At 34.1% G+C, this 14,686-nt stretch carries 20 protein-coding genes and 1 tRNA gene; 6 read left to right on the top strand and 15 right to left on the bottom strand.

Going from position 1 to position 14,686, the window contains the following annotated elements:
• Positions 1–102 precede the first annotated feature (102 nt).
• Complete coding sequence (locus tag FGL31_RS05070; RefSeq protein ID WP_138089924.1) at positions 103–660, top strand: hypothetical protein; 558 nt, start codon at positions 103–105, stop codon at positions 658–660.
• A gap of 160 nt (positions 661–820) precedes the next feature.
• Here the strand turns inward: FGL31_RS05070 and FGL31_RS05065 are convergent, their stop codons facing one another.
• From FGL31_RS05065 to FGL31_RS27530, 13 genes are all read right to left on the bottom strand, one after another.
• Positions 821–2,035, bottom strand: a complete 1,215-nt coding sequence (locus tag FGL31_RS05065; protein WP_197734096.1) for an HNH endonuclease — start codon at positions 2,033–2,035, stop codon at positions 821–823.
• 605 nt (positions 2,036–2,640) lie between these two features.
• Positions 2,641–2,940, bottom strand: coding sequence for a DUF6804 family protein (locus FGL31_RS05060; protein ID WP_138089923.1), 300 nt, complete (start codon positions 2,938–2,940; stop codon positions 2,641–2,643).
• Positions 2,913–3,707: a hypothetical protein gene (locus FGL31_RS05055; protein WP_138089922.1), complete on the bottom strand. Its 795-nt coding sequence runs from the start codon at positions 3,705–3,707 to the stop codon at positions 2,913–2,915. Before FGL31_RS05055 ends, FGL31_RS05060 begins: the two co-directional genes overlap by 28 nt.
• Complete coding sequence (locus FGL31_RS29630; protein WP_394366180.1) at positions 3,676–3,801, bottom strand: hypothetical protein; 126 nt, start codon at positions 3,799–3,801, stop codon at positions 3,676–3,678. The genes FGL31_RS05055 and FGL31_RS29630 overlap by 32 nt, the downstream gene beginning before the upstream one ends.
• Positions 3,802–3,859: 58 nt before the next feature.
• Positions 3,860–4,198 carry a hypothetical protein gene (locus FGL31_RS05045; protein WP_138089921.1) on the bottom strand — a complete coding sequence of 113 codons (339 nt, stop codon included), beginning with the start codon at positions 4,196–4,198 and terminating at the stop codon, positions 3,860–3,862.
• A gap of 18 nt (positions 4,199–4,216) precedes the next feature.
• Complete coding sequence (locus FGL31_RS05040) at positions 4,217–4,786, bottom strand: phosphatidylserine decarboxylase (RefSeq protein WP_138089920.1); 570 nt, start codon at positions 4,784–4,786, stop codon at positions 4,217–4,219.
• Entirely contained in the window at positions 4,698–4,907 is a 210-nt protein-coding gene (locus FGL31_RS29625; protein WP_394366123.1) for a phosphatidylserine decarboxylase, read from the bottom strand. The genes FGL31_RS05040 and FGL31_RS29625 overlap by 89 nt, the downstream gene beginning before the upstream one ends.
• Positions 4,907–5,383, bottom strand: a complete 477-nt coding sequence (locus FGL31_RS05035) for an arginine deiminase-related protein (protein ID WP_138089919.1) — start codon at positions 5,381–5,383, stop codon at positions 4,907–4,909. Before FGL31_RS05035 ends, FGL31_RS29625 begins: the two co-directional genes overlap by 1 nt.
• Positions 5,368–5,817: a hypothetical protein gene (locus FGL31_RS05030; protein WP_138089918.1), complete on the bottom strand. Its 450-nt coding sequence runs from the start codon at positions 5,815–5,817 to the stop codon at positions 5,368–5,370. The genes FGL31_RS05035 and FGL31_RS05030 overlap by 16 nt, the downstream gene beginning before the upstream one ends.
• A 2-nt stretch (positions 5,818–5,819) precedes the next feature.
• On the bottom strand, positions 5,820–6,701 hold the full coding sequence (locus tag FGL31_RS05025; protein ID WP_138089917.1) for a penicillin acylase family protein: 882 nt from the start codon (positions 6,699–6,701) through the stop codon (positions 5,820–5,822).
• The gene (locus tag FGL31_RS05020) at positions 6,670–6,894 is read right to left on the bottom strand and encodes a hypothetical protein (protein WP_171017550.1); all 225 of its coding nucleotides are present in this window, start codon (positions 6,892–6,894) and stop codon (positions 6,670–6,672) included. Before FGL31_RS05020 ends, FGL31_RS05025 begins: the two co-directional genes overlap by 32 nt.
• 227 nt (positions 6,895–7,121) lie before the next feature.
• Positions 7,122–7,397: a penicillin acylase family protein gene (locus FGL31_RS27535; RefSeq protein ID WP_138089915.1), complete on the bottom strand. Its 276-nt coding sequence runs from the start codon at positions 7,395–7,397 to the stop codon at positions 7,122–7,124.
• Between the two features lie 97 nt (positions 7,398–7,494).
• A complete protein-coding gene (locus FGL31_RS27530; RefSeq protein ID WP_138089914.1) occupies positions 7,495–7,773 on the bottom strand; it encodes a penicillin acylase family protein in 279 nt (92 codons plus the stop codon).
• A 338-nt stretch (positions 7,774–8,111) separates the two neighbouring features.
• On the opposite strand from FGL31_RS27530, the gene FGL31_RS24575 reads away from it, so the two are divergent.
• Together FGL31_RS24575 and FGL31_RS30250 are read left to right on the top strand one after the other, a co-directional pair.
• Entirely contained in the window at positions 8,112–8,426 is a 315-nt protein-coding gene (locus tag FGL31_RS24575) for a phage integrase N-terminal SAM-like domain-containing protein (RefSeq protein WP_232046280.1), read from the top strand.
• A 70-nt stretch (positions 8,427–8,496) separates the two neighbouring features.
• A complete protein-coding gene (locus FGL31_RS30250) occupies positions 8,497–8,880 on the top strand; it encodes a phage lytic cycle repressor MrpR family protein (protein ID WP_317130965.1) in 384 nt (127 codons plus the stop codon).
• 256 nt (positions 8,881–9,136) lie between these two features.
• Here the strand turns inward: FGL31_RS30250 and FGL31_RS05000 are convergent.
• A tRNA-Pro gene (locus tag FGL31_RS05000) sits at positions 9,137–9,210 on the bottom strand.
• Positions 9,211–9,518: 308 nt separating this feature from the next.
• On the opposite strand from FGL31_RS05000, the gene rplS reads away from it, so the two are divergent.
• A complete protein-coding gene (rplS, locus tag FGL31_RS04995) occupies positions 9,519–9,863 on the top strand; it encodes a 50S ribosomal protein L19 (protein ID WP_099369672.1) in 345 nt (114 codons plus the stop codon).
• Positions 9,864–9,937: 74 nt separating this feature from the next.
• Here rplS and FGL31_RS04990 read toward each other — a convergent pair whose 3' ends face one another.
• Positions 9,938–10,927, bottom strand: coding sequence for a potassium channel beta subunit family protein (locus FGL31_RS04990; RefSeq protein WP_138089913.1), 990 nt, complete (start codon positions 10,925–10,927; stop codon positions 9,938–9,940).
• A 260-nt stretch (positions 10,928–11,187) separates the two neighbouring features.
• Here FGL31_RS04990 and pyrG point away from each other — a divergent pair, with 260 nt between their 5' ends.
• On the top strand, positions 11,188–12,798 hold the full coding sequence (gene pyrG, locus FGL31_RS04985; RefSeq protein ID WP_099369670.1) for a CTP synthase: 1,611 nt from the start codon (positions 11,188–11,190) through the stop codon (positions 12,796–12,798).
• Positions 12,799–12,834: 36 nt separating this feature from the next.
• Positions 12,835–14,658, top strand: a complete 1,824-nt coding sequence (gene yidC, locus FGL31_RS04980) for a membrane protein insertase YidC (RefSeq protein WP_138089912.1) — start codon at positions 12,835–12,837, stop codon at positions 14,656–14,658.
• Positions 14,659–14,686 lie beyond the last annotated feature (28 nt).

Here is a 14,686-nt window from a genome sequence, read left to right as displayed (position 1 = left end):
GATTAATTAATTTAAAAATCATGAATAGCGAAAACAAATCTTATTATTTACAGGAGGATATTGTACGCATCCTGCCGACCATTGTATCGTTGCTCTCGGCAAATGAAAAAGCGATGCAGGAATTTCACGATATTGCGTGCAAAGGATCAGGAACATCTAACCCAGATAAAAGCCTTTATCAAACAGGAACACAACATCTTATCCAAGATCATCAAGGATTACGGCTCTTTGGAAGATGTAGCAAACAGGAGTTCCGAAGCAACACGCAAACACCTTTCAATATTGACTGAAAAGGAAAATGAAATAGTTGCCAAATTATCCAAGATACCCGACAGCGTGAATATAAAACACGTTTACGGTGTTGACCTTAAATCCACACCCGTGATTATTATCATGATATTATTTTCGGTCATTATTTCATTGGGATTAGGTATGTTACTGGAAAAGGATCGACAGATCGGTGATAAGACATCGTATGAACTTCGGTACCGGATGATGACTTTAGAAAAGCCAGATATTACTGCGCACATCGATTCCGCATACTCTCTAAACTCTGATAAATTCCACGATTTGGTGATTAAAAGAGAAGAGGAAAACAAACTATTATACAGTATAGATAGGAGGCGAGAAGAAATCAAAAAGCTAAAAGAGGTTGAATAACGTTTTGGCGCTTGGCGCAGTGGCGGATTTCGGAGCACAAAACTGTCAATACACCACAAAAGTTGATGCGAGGTAGAATGTTCAATTAACCACTTCACCCGCCATTGAGCCAAACGCCTGTTACCTGCTGGTGTTCTTATTTTCTTGTTTGTTAACTCGTTCATTTTCTTAGCATTTTCTTCATTTCGTCTATTGAAAAAGGTGGTTCTTTTTTATGTATTATTGAATGGCAATTTGGGCAAACTGGAATCAAGTCTTTTATGGGGTCAACTTGATAGGTCTTGCCAATTTTAGCAACTGGTGTCAAGTGGTGAACGTGAATAAAACCCTTCCCAATTTCTCCGTATGCCTTTTCAAAGTCAAAATCACAAACTGCACATATCGCTTTCGAATGTTTAACACATAATTCTCTTGCCTTTGAATTTCGTTCGTATGAATTGACTGTTACTGTCTTTTTTAAACCTTCGTAAAAATCGGTTTCAATTTCGAGTGGTAGTTCTTCTGCATAAGAAATGTCACCCGTGAGATTTGTCTTTTCTAATGCAATTTTTAACTCTGGTCTTAATTGCCAAACGAATCTTGTTCCTTCATCCCAACCATTAAAAAACAAGTCCCAAAACTTGTATTGTTTTTCACTTCTCTCTGTGAAATTTATGTCATACTTGGTTGATATTCTTTTTGCATATCTGCCAATTTCAAGATTTAATGGTGGGTGTGTAGTTTCTAAGATTAGGGCAATTTGACTTGCATATGCTTTTTGGTCTTGAAATGAATACAAAGCTTGAAAAATTGACAAGTCAAGTTCGTTTGTAAGTTCATTATCTAAAAGTATGTCTGACCATTCTGAAACATTTAGTTCGGTTGCATTTGAAGGTTTTATTTTTGGTCTTTCTACAACTTCATTTTTGATTTCAATATCTTCTTTTGGTTTTTCTGTTGGCTTTGTTCTTTCACTTTCTTTTATATCAAAGTGAATTTGACCAAGTATCCATAGAAAAGTATGTGCATCTAAAAGGGTTGTGTTTTTGTCTTTTGTTCTTAAAAAATCTCTTGTTTGTTTAATTAAGTCCAAGTATGAAGCGTAATTTTCCCAAGAAGCGTTGCCACTTGTTTTGTAATCGTCCACACCTAAAATCTCAAAAATTGAATCAAATCGGCTTTGTGAAATTGGCATAAACCGCTGATAGTCTTTAATGAAATACAAGTAAGCAATAAATTGATAGGAAAGCCCTTCGTCTATAAAATCTTGAAAACAGTCACTGTCTTTTCGTTTGCTTTTGTAGAAGTCGAAAAGTAAACTTTCAAGAGATTTTTTCTTTGGTTGCTTGTTGAAATCATCTTTCTTTCTCCAATCAACAAGATTGTTGTCAACCATTTGGTAGTTATGGTTTACTCTCGTCTGAATGGCAGAACTAACCGCCTTTTGTATTTTTCCCGTTCCAATATCTTCAGGTTTCCACCATTTGTTTCCTAAATTCTCTCTTGCTTCATTGTAAACGCTGTCTTTGTAATTTTCTCGGTCGTCAATGAATTTTGAGTCTGCGAATGTTTTAAACGGTTGTCCGTCCTGATTCTTAATGAAGTCAGAAAATGCTAAAAAATTTCTTTCTAATATGTCCGTGTTTATTGTCATTGTTATGTCGTTCTACACTACAGGTAAGGTTTTGGGTATTGCCGAAGGCGGGGAAATCGAAGCAAAAAGTTTCTATTTTGCACCAAGGCTAGCCAAAACGAATTTATATGAGATAAATTTAATAAAAAAACGAATATAATTCGTTTTTTGGCGGCTAGAGAAGTACAAACTTTGTATTTAGCACTTTAGCCCCCACTTTTGGCAATACCTTGTTAGCTGTTCGCCCATCTTCTATTAATGTTGGTTGTTCACTCATTTTGGGTCTGTTGTGCTGCGTTGGCAAAGCAAGCTCTTTTGCAATTTTTGAATTGTGTAGTTGGCTTGTGCAAATTGCAAATGTGCTTGCTTTAGCGTGGATTTTCACTTCGTTTTATAAATAATGATATTATAAGTCCAGTTCCCACAATTACATCTACTATATTCCAAAGTTCTCTGCCTAATGCAATCTTGAAAAATGGTTGAAAAAGTAACGCTAAAGCTCCAAAAACAATCATTTCTGCTTGCTTGTTTTGTTGGTTTGCTTGATAAGCAAGAATTGCAAAACCGATTAAACCAGCAAAACGTACAAATTGATAATAGCCGTAAGGCATTTTAGCCAAGCACAAGAAAAAAAGAATTGCTAACGTAATTTTGATGAGTTTTTCCATATTTCATTTGATTTTGTTTTTAGAAATAAGCACATCGCTATTTGTGCAAATAATAATGATAGAAGAATTGAAATTGCTCCATTCCTCCATAAGAATGTTAAAGTAACAATTAAAATAACCGCAACACATCCATAAATGACTTTTGATGTTGCAAATAAATTGTTTTTCAACCTTACTATTAATGATATTGAAAATATTTCATTGAAGTTTGTAATAAAAATGATAATTGACACTATCAAAAGTAGGATTAGTTTATTAATGTCAATTCCGTAAAGAATGTAATCTAATAAAACTAAAACTATTAAAATACCTCCCGACACAACAAGAGACGTTTCAATGATGTTTTCTTTTAAGGTTTGGTATAGTTCAGGCTTCTTTTTTGAATAAATGGACGAAAAATAATTTAATGCAGTTTCTGAAAAAGCTTCCGTAGGTACAAGCAATACTCCCCAATAAGATAAAACCATTGTCAATAATGCAACTTCATTCAATTCAAAATATGTAGAACAAAACAAGAATAAAATAAACGAACCTATATGAAATGATAGATCAGAAAATGCTGGATAGTATGAAGTATCTCTCATTGTTACCACTAATTTTTGTTTAATAGGTGCTGGATTTAAAATTTCAGGAGTTGATTTTCTAATAACTTTCCACATCATCATTATTCCTATAATTTCGGCAATGATTGAAGTGTATAGAATGATTGCTAATGGCGATATTTGTAGTTTAATTTCAAACAGAAAAAAAATATCCCAATAACGCATTGATTACAATACAAATAGAAGATATAATCCCTATGGGTTTTGTCCTTCCCAATCCCAATAAAAATGCGTTCATCGACATTGAAATGTAGTTCAGAATAATGAGTGGAATTACGATGGGAACATTTTCTAAGAATAATTGATAAATATCATTGCTAAACCAAGATATTTACACAATATGCTATAATCGAAAATAATACAGAAATTATGATTGAATGTTTGAGAAACACCAATATTGATTTTTGATAAACACTTTTTGTTAATGTTGATTTTTCAATGTTTCTGGAATAAAAATTTTGAAAAGTATCATTTAGGGCAAAACCATAAGACAATGAGCATAATAAAAATGCATCAATCAGTCCGATTGTTGCCAAATATATTTCTCCTTTGAATGAAATTAGAAATACATCTGTTAAGAGCAATAATTGTTCTGCCAAACCACTAAATATCAATGGTAATGTGTATTTGAATAATGATAATTTATCTGTTTTCATAAAAATTCAAATAATGGGTCAATCCCTGCTTCGATGTGAATGTTTGGTTTTTTGCAACGGATTTATATTCCACTCTTTTGGCAATATGCAAGTTGCCATACTGCCATATCTTACAGATGCAATTCGTTTATTCTGTTTGAAAAATTCGGGTTTAGAGAAAAAAGAAACAACAGTATCAATATCATAATCTGCTGTAAGAATGATATGATAGTTTTCCTTTTTCAATGGTGGTTTTATATTAAGCAGTACTCTTTGATTGAATGAAATTGATGCTAATAGCTCTTGTTTTATGTTTGCAATATTATTGTTTAAAAGTTTGTTTTCTATATCAAGCATAGCCTTATTTTCAGAATAAAAAGCAGGTAGGTCAAGTCTATTTACATTACCATTCGTTGGAATTCTAATAATGTGTGGGTCATAAAAAGTTAGGAAAATAGTTACAATCCAATAAGCACCATCTTCTATTTGACTATAAGAAAGATTATCTAAGGTTACATCATTATATTTTGTGAATATACTTTCGTGAATTGAAGAAACCTCTTTTGCAATCCAATATAATACCGTCTGCTGGAGAATAAATAAGTTCATTATTATTTTTGATTGGACGTATTGGGTCTCTGAAAAAATAGCTCGAAGATAATTCTTCAATGCTCTTATTTTTACATTCGGATTTTGCTTTTTTCGACCAAGTTGAAACAGATTGTGCCATTACAGTAAGTCATTTTTATATGACTGATAATTTATATTTAAAACCAAGCAAGAAAGTAAACCACCGCCTTTAAGAAATTCTTCTAAATTGAAATAACATACTTCCATAGCATTTGCTGATGCGATTTCTTCAAGTCTGTTGTTTTTATTACGTTCAAGTTTATAATCAGTGCTATTTTTCTTTAAGAAATCAATATCCGAAGCATTTAGAATATAGTTGTTTACTCGCACACTATTCGTTAATCCTGTATGAGCTTGGTCGATTGTGATAGGAATAATTTCAACATACTTTTCCAGTTGTTTGAGTTCTTTTCTTGAAAAAGCTTCTGTTGCAACAATGACTTTATCCTTAGTCAAAGGAAATATAGCACAGTCTAAATGATACATATAAGGGTCTTTTAGTTCAAGTTCTATAATTTCAAGTCCGAAATTATTCCTTGAACCAAGTGAAGGCTTCTTTTTCAGTTCTGACCCCATATCCACCAATATAAATGTTTGTCTTTGATGAACTTCATCTCTGCCTCTCCTTCAAAAACGTGGGGGCATTTGATTGTATCATACCCTAATTGTTCAAAGAAATTTAAACCTAAAATTTCCTCTCCAATTCTATTTTTAGCTTTGAAATTTGAACCGACGAATATTGGTTTTTTAAGGTTATGCAACACTATTCCATTGTTTGCAACATAAGTTAGGTCTTGAAGTTTGCTATTTAGAGGATTTGGGAGTAGGTAAACAAATCCTTGATTAGCAATGAAAGAATAAACTTCCCACATTTCCCGAATAGCTTTTGGAACATTTACGATAATTTCCTCATCGCTGTAATCTTCCATCCATACATTGTTTCTTACATCAGTAGAAAACGAAGTTGGAATATTCATCATAAAAGTAGGTGTCTGTAAAGCCTCATTCATAATCACAGGTTATAATATTTATAATTCTTTTTATAGAAATCAAAATCTTTGATTTCTCGATATTGATTGTTAACAAACAACTTCATTTGATTAATGGAGTTCTCATCGTCCAAATTGGTTGAACTACCGAAAGGATGACATACAAAAATTTGCCTATCTTTCAAATTTATTATTAAACGGAAAGCACCTCCTTCTTCTGCATATAATTTGCCTTTTTGAAAATAAGGTCTAACACTATTTACAGAGTCGGGTATACCATTAATTGGAAAGACAATATTACCTCGTTTGATAAACTGAATGTCTTTCAATGTCATTTCTGGTTTATGGTATTCTGAAGTCCAAATCAAACAGTTTATTATTTCTTCAATTCCTGCTATTTGGATTGTATCAGGATTTTTGGATGACACATAATACTTTTCTTTATAGTGATGATAAATCAATGAAAACAAAGCCGCACCCTTGGAATTTAAATCTGCATTTCCGTCCCAATTCTTTAGTATGGATAATAACTGAGATAATTTTGGATATTCTTGTTCATTTAAGCTGAACAAAGTGCTAAAATCAACATTTCGGATAATTGGCTTAATGACTTTTGTGTCAAATAGAACTTGTTTAAGGTCTTCAATATTTAACTTTTCTTTTTCTCTTATGAGAGCTTTAATTCTCAAAGACCTTGAATTTTCATTAAAATAGAGTAAACCCTTATAATTTGAAGATTGTGTATCGTCTTCATCTGTTACTTTGAAAGGAGATTGATTTGAAGAAACAACAAAATCACATTTAGGGTTTTCTTTGTAAATCAGGTTTTCAAAATCGTAAAATTGATTTGTGATCTGTCTTTCAGATTTAAGTTTAATAAAGTTTTTGATAATGTGTGTCATCATCTTCTTTCACTTGTTCAAGAGCGTTATGGACAAATAGAATGTTGTCGTCAGTATCAATTGATACCAAATTTAGATAGCCATATCTTTTTTCAAAACATAATTGCTTTATTTCAGAATTTGATGTACACTTTGCTAATTCGTAATTGATTTCAGAACCAAGTGTTTTTCCCAATAATGGTATTTTGATAAGCAAGTATTCGTCATTGATTTTTAAAATGTTTCCAAATTTTGATTTATAATATTTCTTCAAGATTGGAAACGGAAATTTGCCGTATAGTTTTTGTGAAGTTTTTGTAGTATTGAGGTGTTATCGTTTCCTTATGTCCGTCAATAGTGAAATATTTATCTCTTAATCCCAAAACATTCAATTTATATACATCATACATTTCGGGATAATTAGCTGTAAATCCCCAAGCTGTTTTAAAAATTTGTTCCCATAAAAATGGTAAAAGTACAAGGCAAAATAAATCCGTATAGTTCAATATTGGGTTGTTTAATTTTTAGATGTATTTCATAAAAGGAAAACAATCCTTCCATTTGTTGATGTGGGTTTATAGCTATTTGTGCATTACCATTTTCAGACTTACTTTTAGTGATTGCTATGATATTAGAACCTTGTCGTTTTGGGATTTCAATTTTTCTGTTATTACTTATGTAAGAATACGGTTTGTCTAACTGAATTCCTAAGATTTCCATTAGGTGTTGAGTTTTGATAATATCTATATCCGAAATTGGAAACAGATTTCCTTTTAGCACTTCTTTTGGATTTTCTTTTGCATATTCATTTATTCCACTAACAATATGACTGAATTAAATCAAGATATTCTTCGGAAATATTTTTTTTTAAGCAATTAGCATACTTTTCAATTTCTAAAAATTCACAAATAAAATCTATGTATGGAGCATCCCAATCATCTATATGTCCGCTTTGCTTACGACTTGCCAATAGCCATTGTTGAATGGTATAAAAGTCATCTTCGCAATGTACATACGCAATACTATAAACAGCTTCACTATATTTGTTAGCTTCAATGTGTGGAACGCCAAAATTGTCTCTATAAATTTTTGTCATTTAATTATTGGTGTATTAGAGTGGGTGGGGCAAAAGCAAATGTGCTGGAAAGCGTTTGCTTTGTGCGGTTGGCTGCAGCTCTTTTGATTTTGCCGAAGCGTTGGCTTGTCTGGTCAATTGTTCCTCTCTTAATTTTATGCACTTTCGCTGGTTTAGGGTGACAGCTAACATCTGTTTTAACGAAACGAATATACGGAAAATTTCGCTTAACCAACCCTATATACGTGTTTCGTTATTTGACTTTTCTTTCTACATAAGATATTGATTTTTTTTGTATTTTTAAAAATAAAACCGCATAATTAGCGAAACAAAATATTATAAAATACTATTTCCCTGATATGAATAGCGAAATCATACTTGAAACCTTCGAAAAGAGATTGCTGATGCAGAGATATGCTGGCAATACCATTAGATCGTACAAGGATTACGCTAGTATATTTCTTAAACATGTTAGCAAATATCCCTCCCTTGAAGAAATTCCTCTGTCAGATATTGAGGCGTTTATAAACGAAAAAGTTCAAAATGGGAAAATTAGTGTTTCCTATCAAAAAGGATTAGTGGGCGCAATCAAGAAGATGTACGAACTGATATTGGACAAAAAAATCCAACTGGATTACTTATACCCGAAACGCTCATTTTCTAAAATTACCTAAATTCTTTTCAAAAGAAGAAGTAAGAAATATTCTCGATAACACTCAAAATCTATAACACAAGGCTATTCTGATGACAATCTATAGTCGTGGACTACGTCTTAGCGAACTGTTGAATCTCAAAATCAAAGACATAAAATCTTCCGATGGAATTATCAGAATCCATCAAAGCAAAGGTAGTAAAGATCGGATTGTATCATTACCAGACAAATTGCTGGCGACTTTGAGACATTATTATCAAGCATTCAAGCCAAAGGAGTACCTCTTCGAAGGTGAGAAGGGTGGCAAGTATAGCGAACGAAGTGTACAGTTGATTCTGAAAAAAGCATTGATCAAAGCAAAATGTTCAGTCGGAAGGCTCTGTACATACATTGCGACATTCTTATGCCACACATTTAATCCAATCAGGTATCGATATCCGAATTGTAAAAGAGTTATTTGGGTCATGAAAATATAAAAACGACTATGATCTACACTCATATCACTGACATAGACAAGCAAAAGACTCCTAGCCCTCTTGATTTTTTATAAGAATAAGATGAACTTTTCACGCTCTATAGAAACAAGCATTATGCTCCAATCATTCTTTAAGAAGGGTTATTCTTCTAGTTTAACTTAACTTTGCTTAAGTTATTGAATAATCAATATTCAGATATAATTTGTCCGAAATGTGTCCGAAAAAAGAAAAAGCCACTGATTATCAGTGGCTTTTGTCGGGGTGGCAGGATTCGAACCTACGACCTCCACATCCCAAATGTGGCGCGATACCGGGCTACGCTACACCCCGAAAAGGTATCACCTTTGTTTTGTGTGGCACAAATATACGGCGAAAATTAATTATGTCAAGGATTTTTTAATAAAATTTCCTAATCCACTCATTTTATGAGGATTATTTTTTGTGACAAATATTATTTTTCAATTATTTGGACTTTATTGATTCAATCCTATGGAAATCGAAGAGAATTTGATTACTTTTGCAGGCATTCTAGAAAATCTAGAATATTTTTAAAAAAGTATTTTCAAATATCAAAATAAAGCTGTAATATTGCATTCCGATTTTTACAGGTTAAATATCGTTATTAATTACTCAGAATCATGGATTTAGTAAAATTTGTAGAAGAACAAGCGGTAGTAAAAAATGAAATTCCCGCTTTCAAAGCCGGAGATACCATCAGCGTTCATTATAAAATTCGCGAAGGAAATAAAGAGCGTGTACAGGTGTACCAAGGTGTGGTAATTCAATTAAACAGCGAAGGAGCTAATGCTACTTTTACCGTTCGTAAAATCTCTAACGGTATTGGTGTAGAGCGTATTTTTCCTGTAAACTCTCCAAACATTGAGAAAATAGAAGTTAACAGCATTGGTAAAGTACGTCGCGCTAAATTATTTTATTTACGTGGTCTTACCGGAAAAGCTGCTCGTATCAAATCAAAAAGATAATCGAGTAACTCAAAAAATTATATTTAAGGGCTTGGCAATGCGCGAAGCCCTTATTTATTGTTTCTATACGCCAGCTAGTTTTGGATAACAACCGGACTAGTACCCATAATGGAATCTATCCTTTGCTTAACATCTTCCGTCAACAAAGGAAGAACATCCAATGCTTTAAGGTTTTCAGTAAGTTGACTTTCTTTTGTTGCTCCCAATATAGCAGTCGTCACATTTGGATTGCTAATACACCATGCAATGCTAAGGATAGGTAATGTTACGCCTAACTCATTTGCAAACTCACCTAAAGCCTTTACACGATTTAATTTGTCATCAACTACAGATTTGTCACGAAGCCATTCATAGCCCTCTAAAGTCATCCTTGAACCTTCTGGAATCCCATCATTATATTTTCCAGTCAACAACCCTGACGCCAATGGGCTCCAAATAGTAGTACCCATCCCTATATTCTTGAAAATGGGAGCATAATCAATCTCTATTTTTCTTCTATTGAAGAGGTTGTATTCGGGCTGTTCCACAGCAGGACCTTCCAATCCAAATTCTCGCGCAATCATATGAGCCTCTACAATCTCTGCAGCAGACCATTCTGAAGTTCCCCAATAAAATATCTTTCCTTGTTGAATCAAGGTGTTCATTGTCCGGACAACTTCTTCGATTGGAACATTTTTATCGGGACGATGGCAATAATACAAATCCAAATACTCTACCTGTAACCTTTCTAATGCTTCATGGCATGCTTCCATTAAGTGCTTTCTGCTCAAGCCATGTTGATTTGGCTTCTTCCCCTCACCTTTCCACCCAAAAAAGGCCTTGCTCGACAATACAAAAGATGATCTATCCCAATTTAATTTCTTCAGCACCCGTCCCATCATTTCTTCTGATAGTCCAGCAGAATAAACCTCAGCATTATCAAAGAAATTCACTCCAGCATCATACGCCTGTGCCATTAACCGTTCGTTGGTATTATCATCAGTTTGCCTAGCAAAAGTAACCCAAGATCCAAAAGACAGAGCACTTAATTGGAGACCACTTTTCCCCATTCTTCTATATTCCATATATTCAATTTTAAAAATAAAGTATATTCATTTTTATGATAAAGTTAAGAGAATTCTAGGTTCAAGGACATCTGTATAAAGTAAAATAATTGCTAAAAAAAGTCTCAAGTAATTGACTATAGTTCCTTTAAGCTACAAAATGCCCTAGAACTATTTTTTTTAACCTTATTTCAGAAAATTTCGTACCTTTGTATCCCGTACATAGAGCAGATGAACGATGCTTTTTTCAGGAGCATCTAAGTTAGAAATCCATTATTGTTATGACTAAATATATCTTTGTTACGGGCGGCGTAACTTCGTCGTTAGGGAAAGGAATTATTGCAGCTTCCCTTGCCAAGCTTCTCCAAGCGCGTGGTTTAAAAGTAACCATCCAGAAATTTGACCCGTACATCAATATTGATCCAGGAACATTAAATCCATATGAACATGGCGAATGTTATGTTACAGAAGATGGCGCTGAAACTGACCTTGACTTAGGTCATTATGAGCGTTTCTTAAATGTTCCGACTTCCCAAGCAAACAATGTTACAACAGGCCGTATCTACAGCCATGTAATTGAACAAGAACGTGCAGGAGCGTACTTAGGTAAAACCGTACAAGTTGTTCCACATATAACGGACGAAATCAAACGTCGTATGTTGTTGCTGGGCCAATCAGGAGAATACGATATCGTCATCACAGAATTGGGTGGAACTGTAGGAGATATTGAATCTTTACCTTTTATCGAAGCAGTTCGTCAGTTACGCTGGGAGTTGGGCAATAACGACTCGTTGGTGATTCACTTGACACTTGTGCCTTATCTTGCCGCTGCCGGTGAATTAAAAACTAAACCTACTCAACACTCCGTAAAAACTTTATTGGAATATGGTGTACAACCAGATATCCTTGTGTGTAGAACAGAACACAAATTAAACAATGATATCCGCAAAAAATTAGCTTTATTCTGTAATGTCAACATCAACGCAGTAGTAGAATCTATCGATGCGCCTACGATCTATGATGTTCCTTTGAATATGTTAAGGGAGCAGTTGGACAAAACTGTTTTGGCAAAACTTAAATTATCTACTAAGAATGAACCTGATTTAGAAAACTGGAAATCATTCTTAGGGAAATTGAAAAACCCTACTGACGAGGTTAATATCGGATTAGTAGGAAAATATGTAGAATTGCCTGATGCTTATAAATCGATTGCAGAAGCATTTATTCATGCTGGTGCAACCAATGAAACTAAAGTAAAGGTAAAATATATCGCTGCTGAAAGTGTGAACCAAGAGAATGTTGCAGAGAAATTAAAAGGATTGGACGGCGTTTTGGTAGCACCTGGATTTGGTGAGCGCGGATTAGAAGGAAAATTAGAAACAATTCGTTTCGTTCGCGAAAATAAGGTTCCGTTCTTTGGTATCTGTTTAGGTATGCAATGTTCTGTGATTGAATTTGGACGTAATGTATTGGGTCTGAAAGGTGCAAACAGTTTCGAGATGGACGACAAAACTCCTCATCCTGTTATTAATTTGATGGAAGAACAAAAAACGATCAAGAACATGGGTGGTACCATGCGTTTAGGAGCTTATGATTGTGAAATCAAGAAAGGCACTAAAGCATTTTCTATCTATGGAAAGAGCAAAATTTCTGAAAGACACCGCCACCGTTATGAATTTAACAACGAGTATCTAAAAGATTACGAAAAAGCAGGAATGATAGCTTCAGGTATCAATCCGACCACTGGATTGGTTGAAATTGTGGAGTTAAAAGACCATCCTTTCTTTGTGGCAGGACAATTTCACCCAGAATTAAAATCAACAGTTGTGAATCCTCACCCACTTTTTGTTAGCTTTGTAGCCGCTGCTTTGGCTCATAAAAAATCAAAGTAGGTTTAAGACCATATAATATATAGTAATAAATAAACAATGGATAGAAATAACATTCTAGGTTTTGTATTCATCTTTGCCATCTTGGCGGGATCCTTCTGGTTGATGAAGCCCTCGCAAGATGAGATTAAAAAAGAACAACAATTACAAGATTCTATTAAAAGAGCGAAAGATGGATTAGCTCCAATCAGCGATTCTCTTAAAGCTGTCAAAGAAACTCCAAAAGTTGCTGACTCGGTATTATTGGCTCAACCATTTGGAGCGGCTTCAGTAGGTACTGAGCAAATCGTTACAATCGAGAACGAATTATTAAAAGTTAATGTTAGTTCTAAAGGTGGTCGCGTAAAATCTGTCGAACTTAAAGGTGAAACGAATTTTGACGGTTCCAAACTTGTCCTTTTTGATGGTGATGACAATAAATTCGGACTTGAATTCAATATCCCAGGAAAAGCTGTAAAAACCAATGACTTGTTCTTCCAAGCTCAGGGAGCAGGATTCACAGTGGCTGGACAAGATGCAAAATCATTGACTATGCGTCTTTCATACGCTCCTGATAAATACATCGACTATATCTATACCTTAGCAGGCAACAATTACAACGTACAGTTTGATATCAAGACTGTGGGTATTGGTAACTTAGTTGATGTTAGTTCCAAAAAGATGTTGTTGAATTGGGAAACAACATTGAAACAAAAAGAACGCAATGCTAAATCAGAACGCGAAAAATCAACCATATTCTATAAAGAAGCAGATGGTTCTGTAGATCACTTATCAGAATCTAGCGATGAAAAAGAAATTATTGAAGAAAAAGTTTCTTGGATTGCTTTCAAGCAACACTTCTTCTCAACAGTATTAACAAGCAAAGAAGGATTCAACAATCCTGAATTGGCTGTGACTTTTATCACACAAGACAGTGTTGTAAAGAATTACAGAGCAAATGCTGAATTGACCTTCAACCAGCAAAATGATGCACAATATGGCTTTAGTTTCTTCTTCGGTCCTAATAAATATAAGACCTTAAAAGCTGAAGGCAACGGATTCGACAAAATCATCAACATGGGATGGGGACCAATGGGCTGGATCAACAAGTTTATAACTGTTCCAATCTTTGACTTCCTGGATGGATTCAACATGAACTATGGTATCGTTATCCTGATCCTTACTTTATTCCTGAAATTATTGATGTTCCCATTAACATACAAGTCTTACCAATCAATGGGTAAAATGCGTGTGTTAAAACCTCAATTGGATGAAATCAAAGCAAAGGTTGGTGATGACAACCCTATGTTATTGCAACAAGAGCAAATGAAGTTATACAAACAAGCTGGTGTAAATCCTCTTGGTGGATGTTTGCCATTATTACTTCAAATGCCATTTACCTTAGCATTCTTCTTCTTCTTCCCGAACTTATTTGAATTACGTGGAGAGAGCTTCTTATGGGTAAAAGATTTATCAACTTATGATGCTCCAATAACATTTGCTCCTATTTTTGGAGTGGATCACATTTCATTTATGTGTATCCTGATGACATTGACTACCTTGTTAACTACATGGTATAACAATTCAACTTCAGGAGCGGTGAACAACCAAATGAAATATATTGGTTATATCATGCCATTGATTTTCTTCTTCGTGTTGAATAGCTTCCCTGCAGGTCTGAACTACTACTACTTCCTTTCAGCGGTTCTTACCTTCTTAACTCAAGTGATTATCCGTCAATTCGTAAATGATGACAAAATCCTTGCAAGCATCGAGGCTAACAAAAAGAAACCTCAAGGCGAAAAGAAACAATCTTCTTTCCAAAAGAAAATGGAAGAAATGATGAGACAACAACAAGCTTCACAGCAGAATAAGAAAAAATAAGTCCAAAAAAAAGGGGCTGTCTAAAAAG

Origin of the sequence: Sphingobacterium daejeonense (assembly GCF_901472535.1) — a bacterium.
Classification (GTDB): domain Bacteria; phylum Bacteroidota; class Bacteroidia; order Sphingobacteriales; family Sphingobacteriaceae; genus Sphingobacterium; species Sphingobacterium daejeonense.
This window is presented reverse-complemented; position numbering and strand designations above follow the sequence as displayed.

Bases quoted from the DNA above. Each gene is read 5' to 3' on its own strand.
- FGL31_RS05070 (WP_138089924.1), top strand. From the start codon at position 103: ATGAAAAAGCGATGCAGGAATTTCACGATATTGCGTGCAAAGGATCAG.
- FGL31_RS05065 (WP_197734096.1), bottom strand. From the start codon at position 2,035: ATGGTTGACAACAATCTTGTTGATTGGAGAAAGAAAGATGATTTCAAC.
- FGL31_RS05060 (WP_138089923.1), bottom strand. From the start codon at position 2,940: ATGGAAAAACTCATCAAAATTACGTTAGCAATTCTTTTTTTCTTGTGC.
- FGL31_RS05055 (WP_138089922.1), bottom strand. From the start codon at position 3,707: ATGCGTTATTGGGATATTTTTTTTCTGTTTGAAATTAAACTACAAATA.
- FGL31_RS05045 (WP_138089921.1), bottom strand. From the start codon at position 4,198: ATGAAAACAGATAAATTATCATTATTCAAATACACATTACCATTGATA.
- FGL31_RS05040 (WP_138089920.1), bottom strand. From the start codon at position 4,786: ATGAACTTATTTATTCTCCAGCAGACGGTATTATATTGGATTGCAAAA.
- FGL31_RS29625 (WP_394366123.1), bottom strand. From the start codon at position 4,907: ATGGCACAATCTGTTTCAACTTGGTCGAAAAAAGCAAAATCCGAATGT.
- FGL31_RS05035 (WP_138089919.1), bottom strand. From the start codon at position 5,383: ATGGGGTCAGAACTGAAAAAGAAGCCTTCACTTGGTTCAAGGAATAAT.
- FGL31_RS05030 (WP_138089918.1), bottom strand. From the start codon at position 5,817: ATGAATGAGGCTTTACAGACACCTACTTTTATGATGAATATTCCAACT.
- FGL31_RS05025 (WP_138089917.1), bottom strand. From the start codon at position 6,701: ATGATGACACACATTATCAAAAACTTTATTAAACTTAAATCTGAAAGA.
- FGL31_RS27535 (WP_138089915.1), bottom strand. From the start codon at position 7,397: ATGGAAATCTTAGGAATTCAGTTAGACAAACCGTATTCTTACATAAGT.
- FGL31_RS27530 (WP_138089914.1), bottom strand. From the start codon at position 7,773: ATGACAAAAATTTATAGAGACAATTTTGGCGTTCCACACATTGAAGCT.
- FGL31_RS24575 (WP_232046280.1), top strand. From the start codon at position 8,112: ATGAATAGCGAAATCATACTTGAAACCTTCGAAAAGAGATTGCTGATG.
- FGL31_RS30250 (WP_317130965.1), top strand. From the start codon at position 8,497: ATGACAATCTATAGTCGTGGACTACGTCTTAGCGAACTGTTGAATCTC.
- rplS (WP_099369672.1), top strand. From the start codon at position 9,519: ATGGATTTAGTAAAATTTGTAGAAGAACAAGCGGTAGTAAAAAATGAA.
- FGL31_RS04990 (WP_138089913.1), bottom strand. From the start codon at position 10,927: ATGGAATATAGAAGAATGGGGAAAAGTGGTCTCCAATTAAGTGCTCTG.
- pyrG (WP_099369670.1), top strand. From the start codon at position 11,188: ATGACTAAATATATCTTTGTTACGGGCGGCGTAACTTCGTCGTTAGGG.
- yidC (WP_138089912.1), top strand. From the start codon at position 12,835: ATGGATAGAAATAACATTCTAGGTTTTGTATTCATCTTTGCCATCTTG.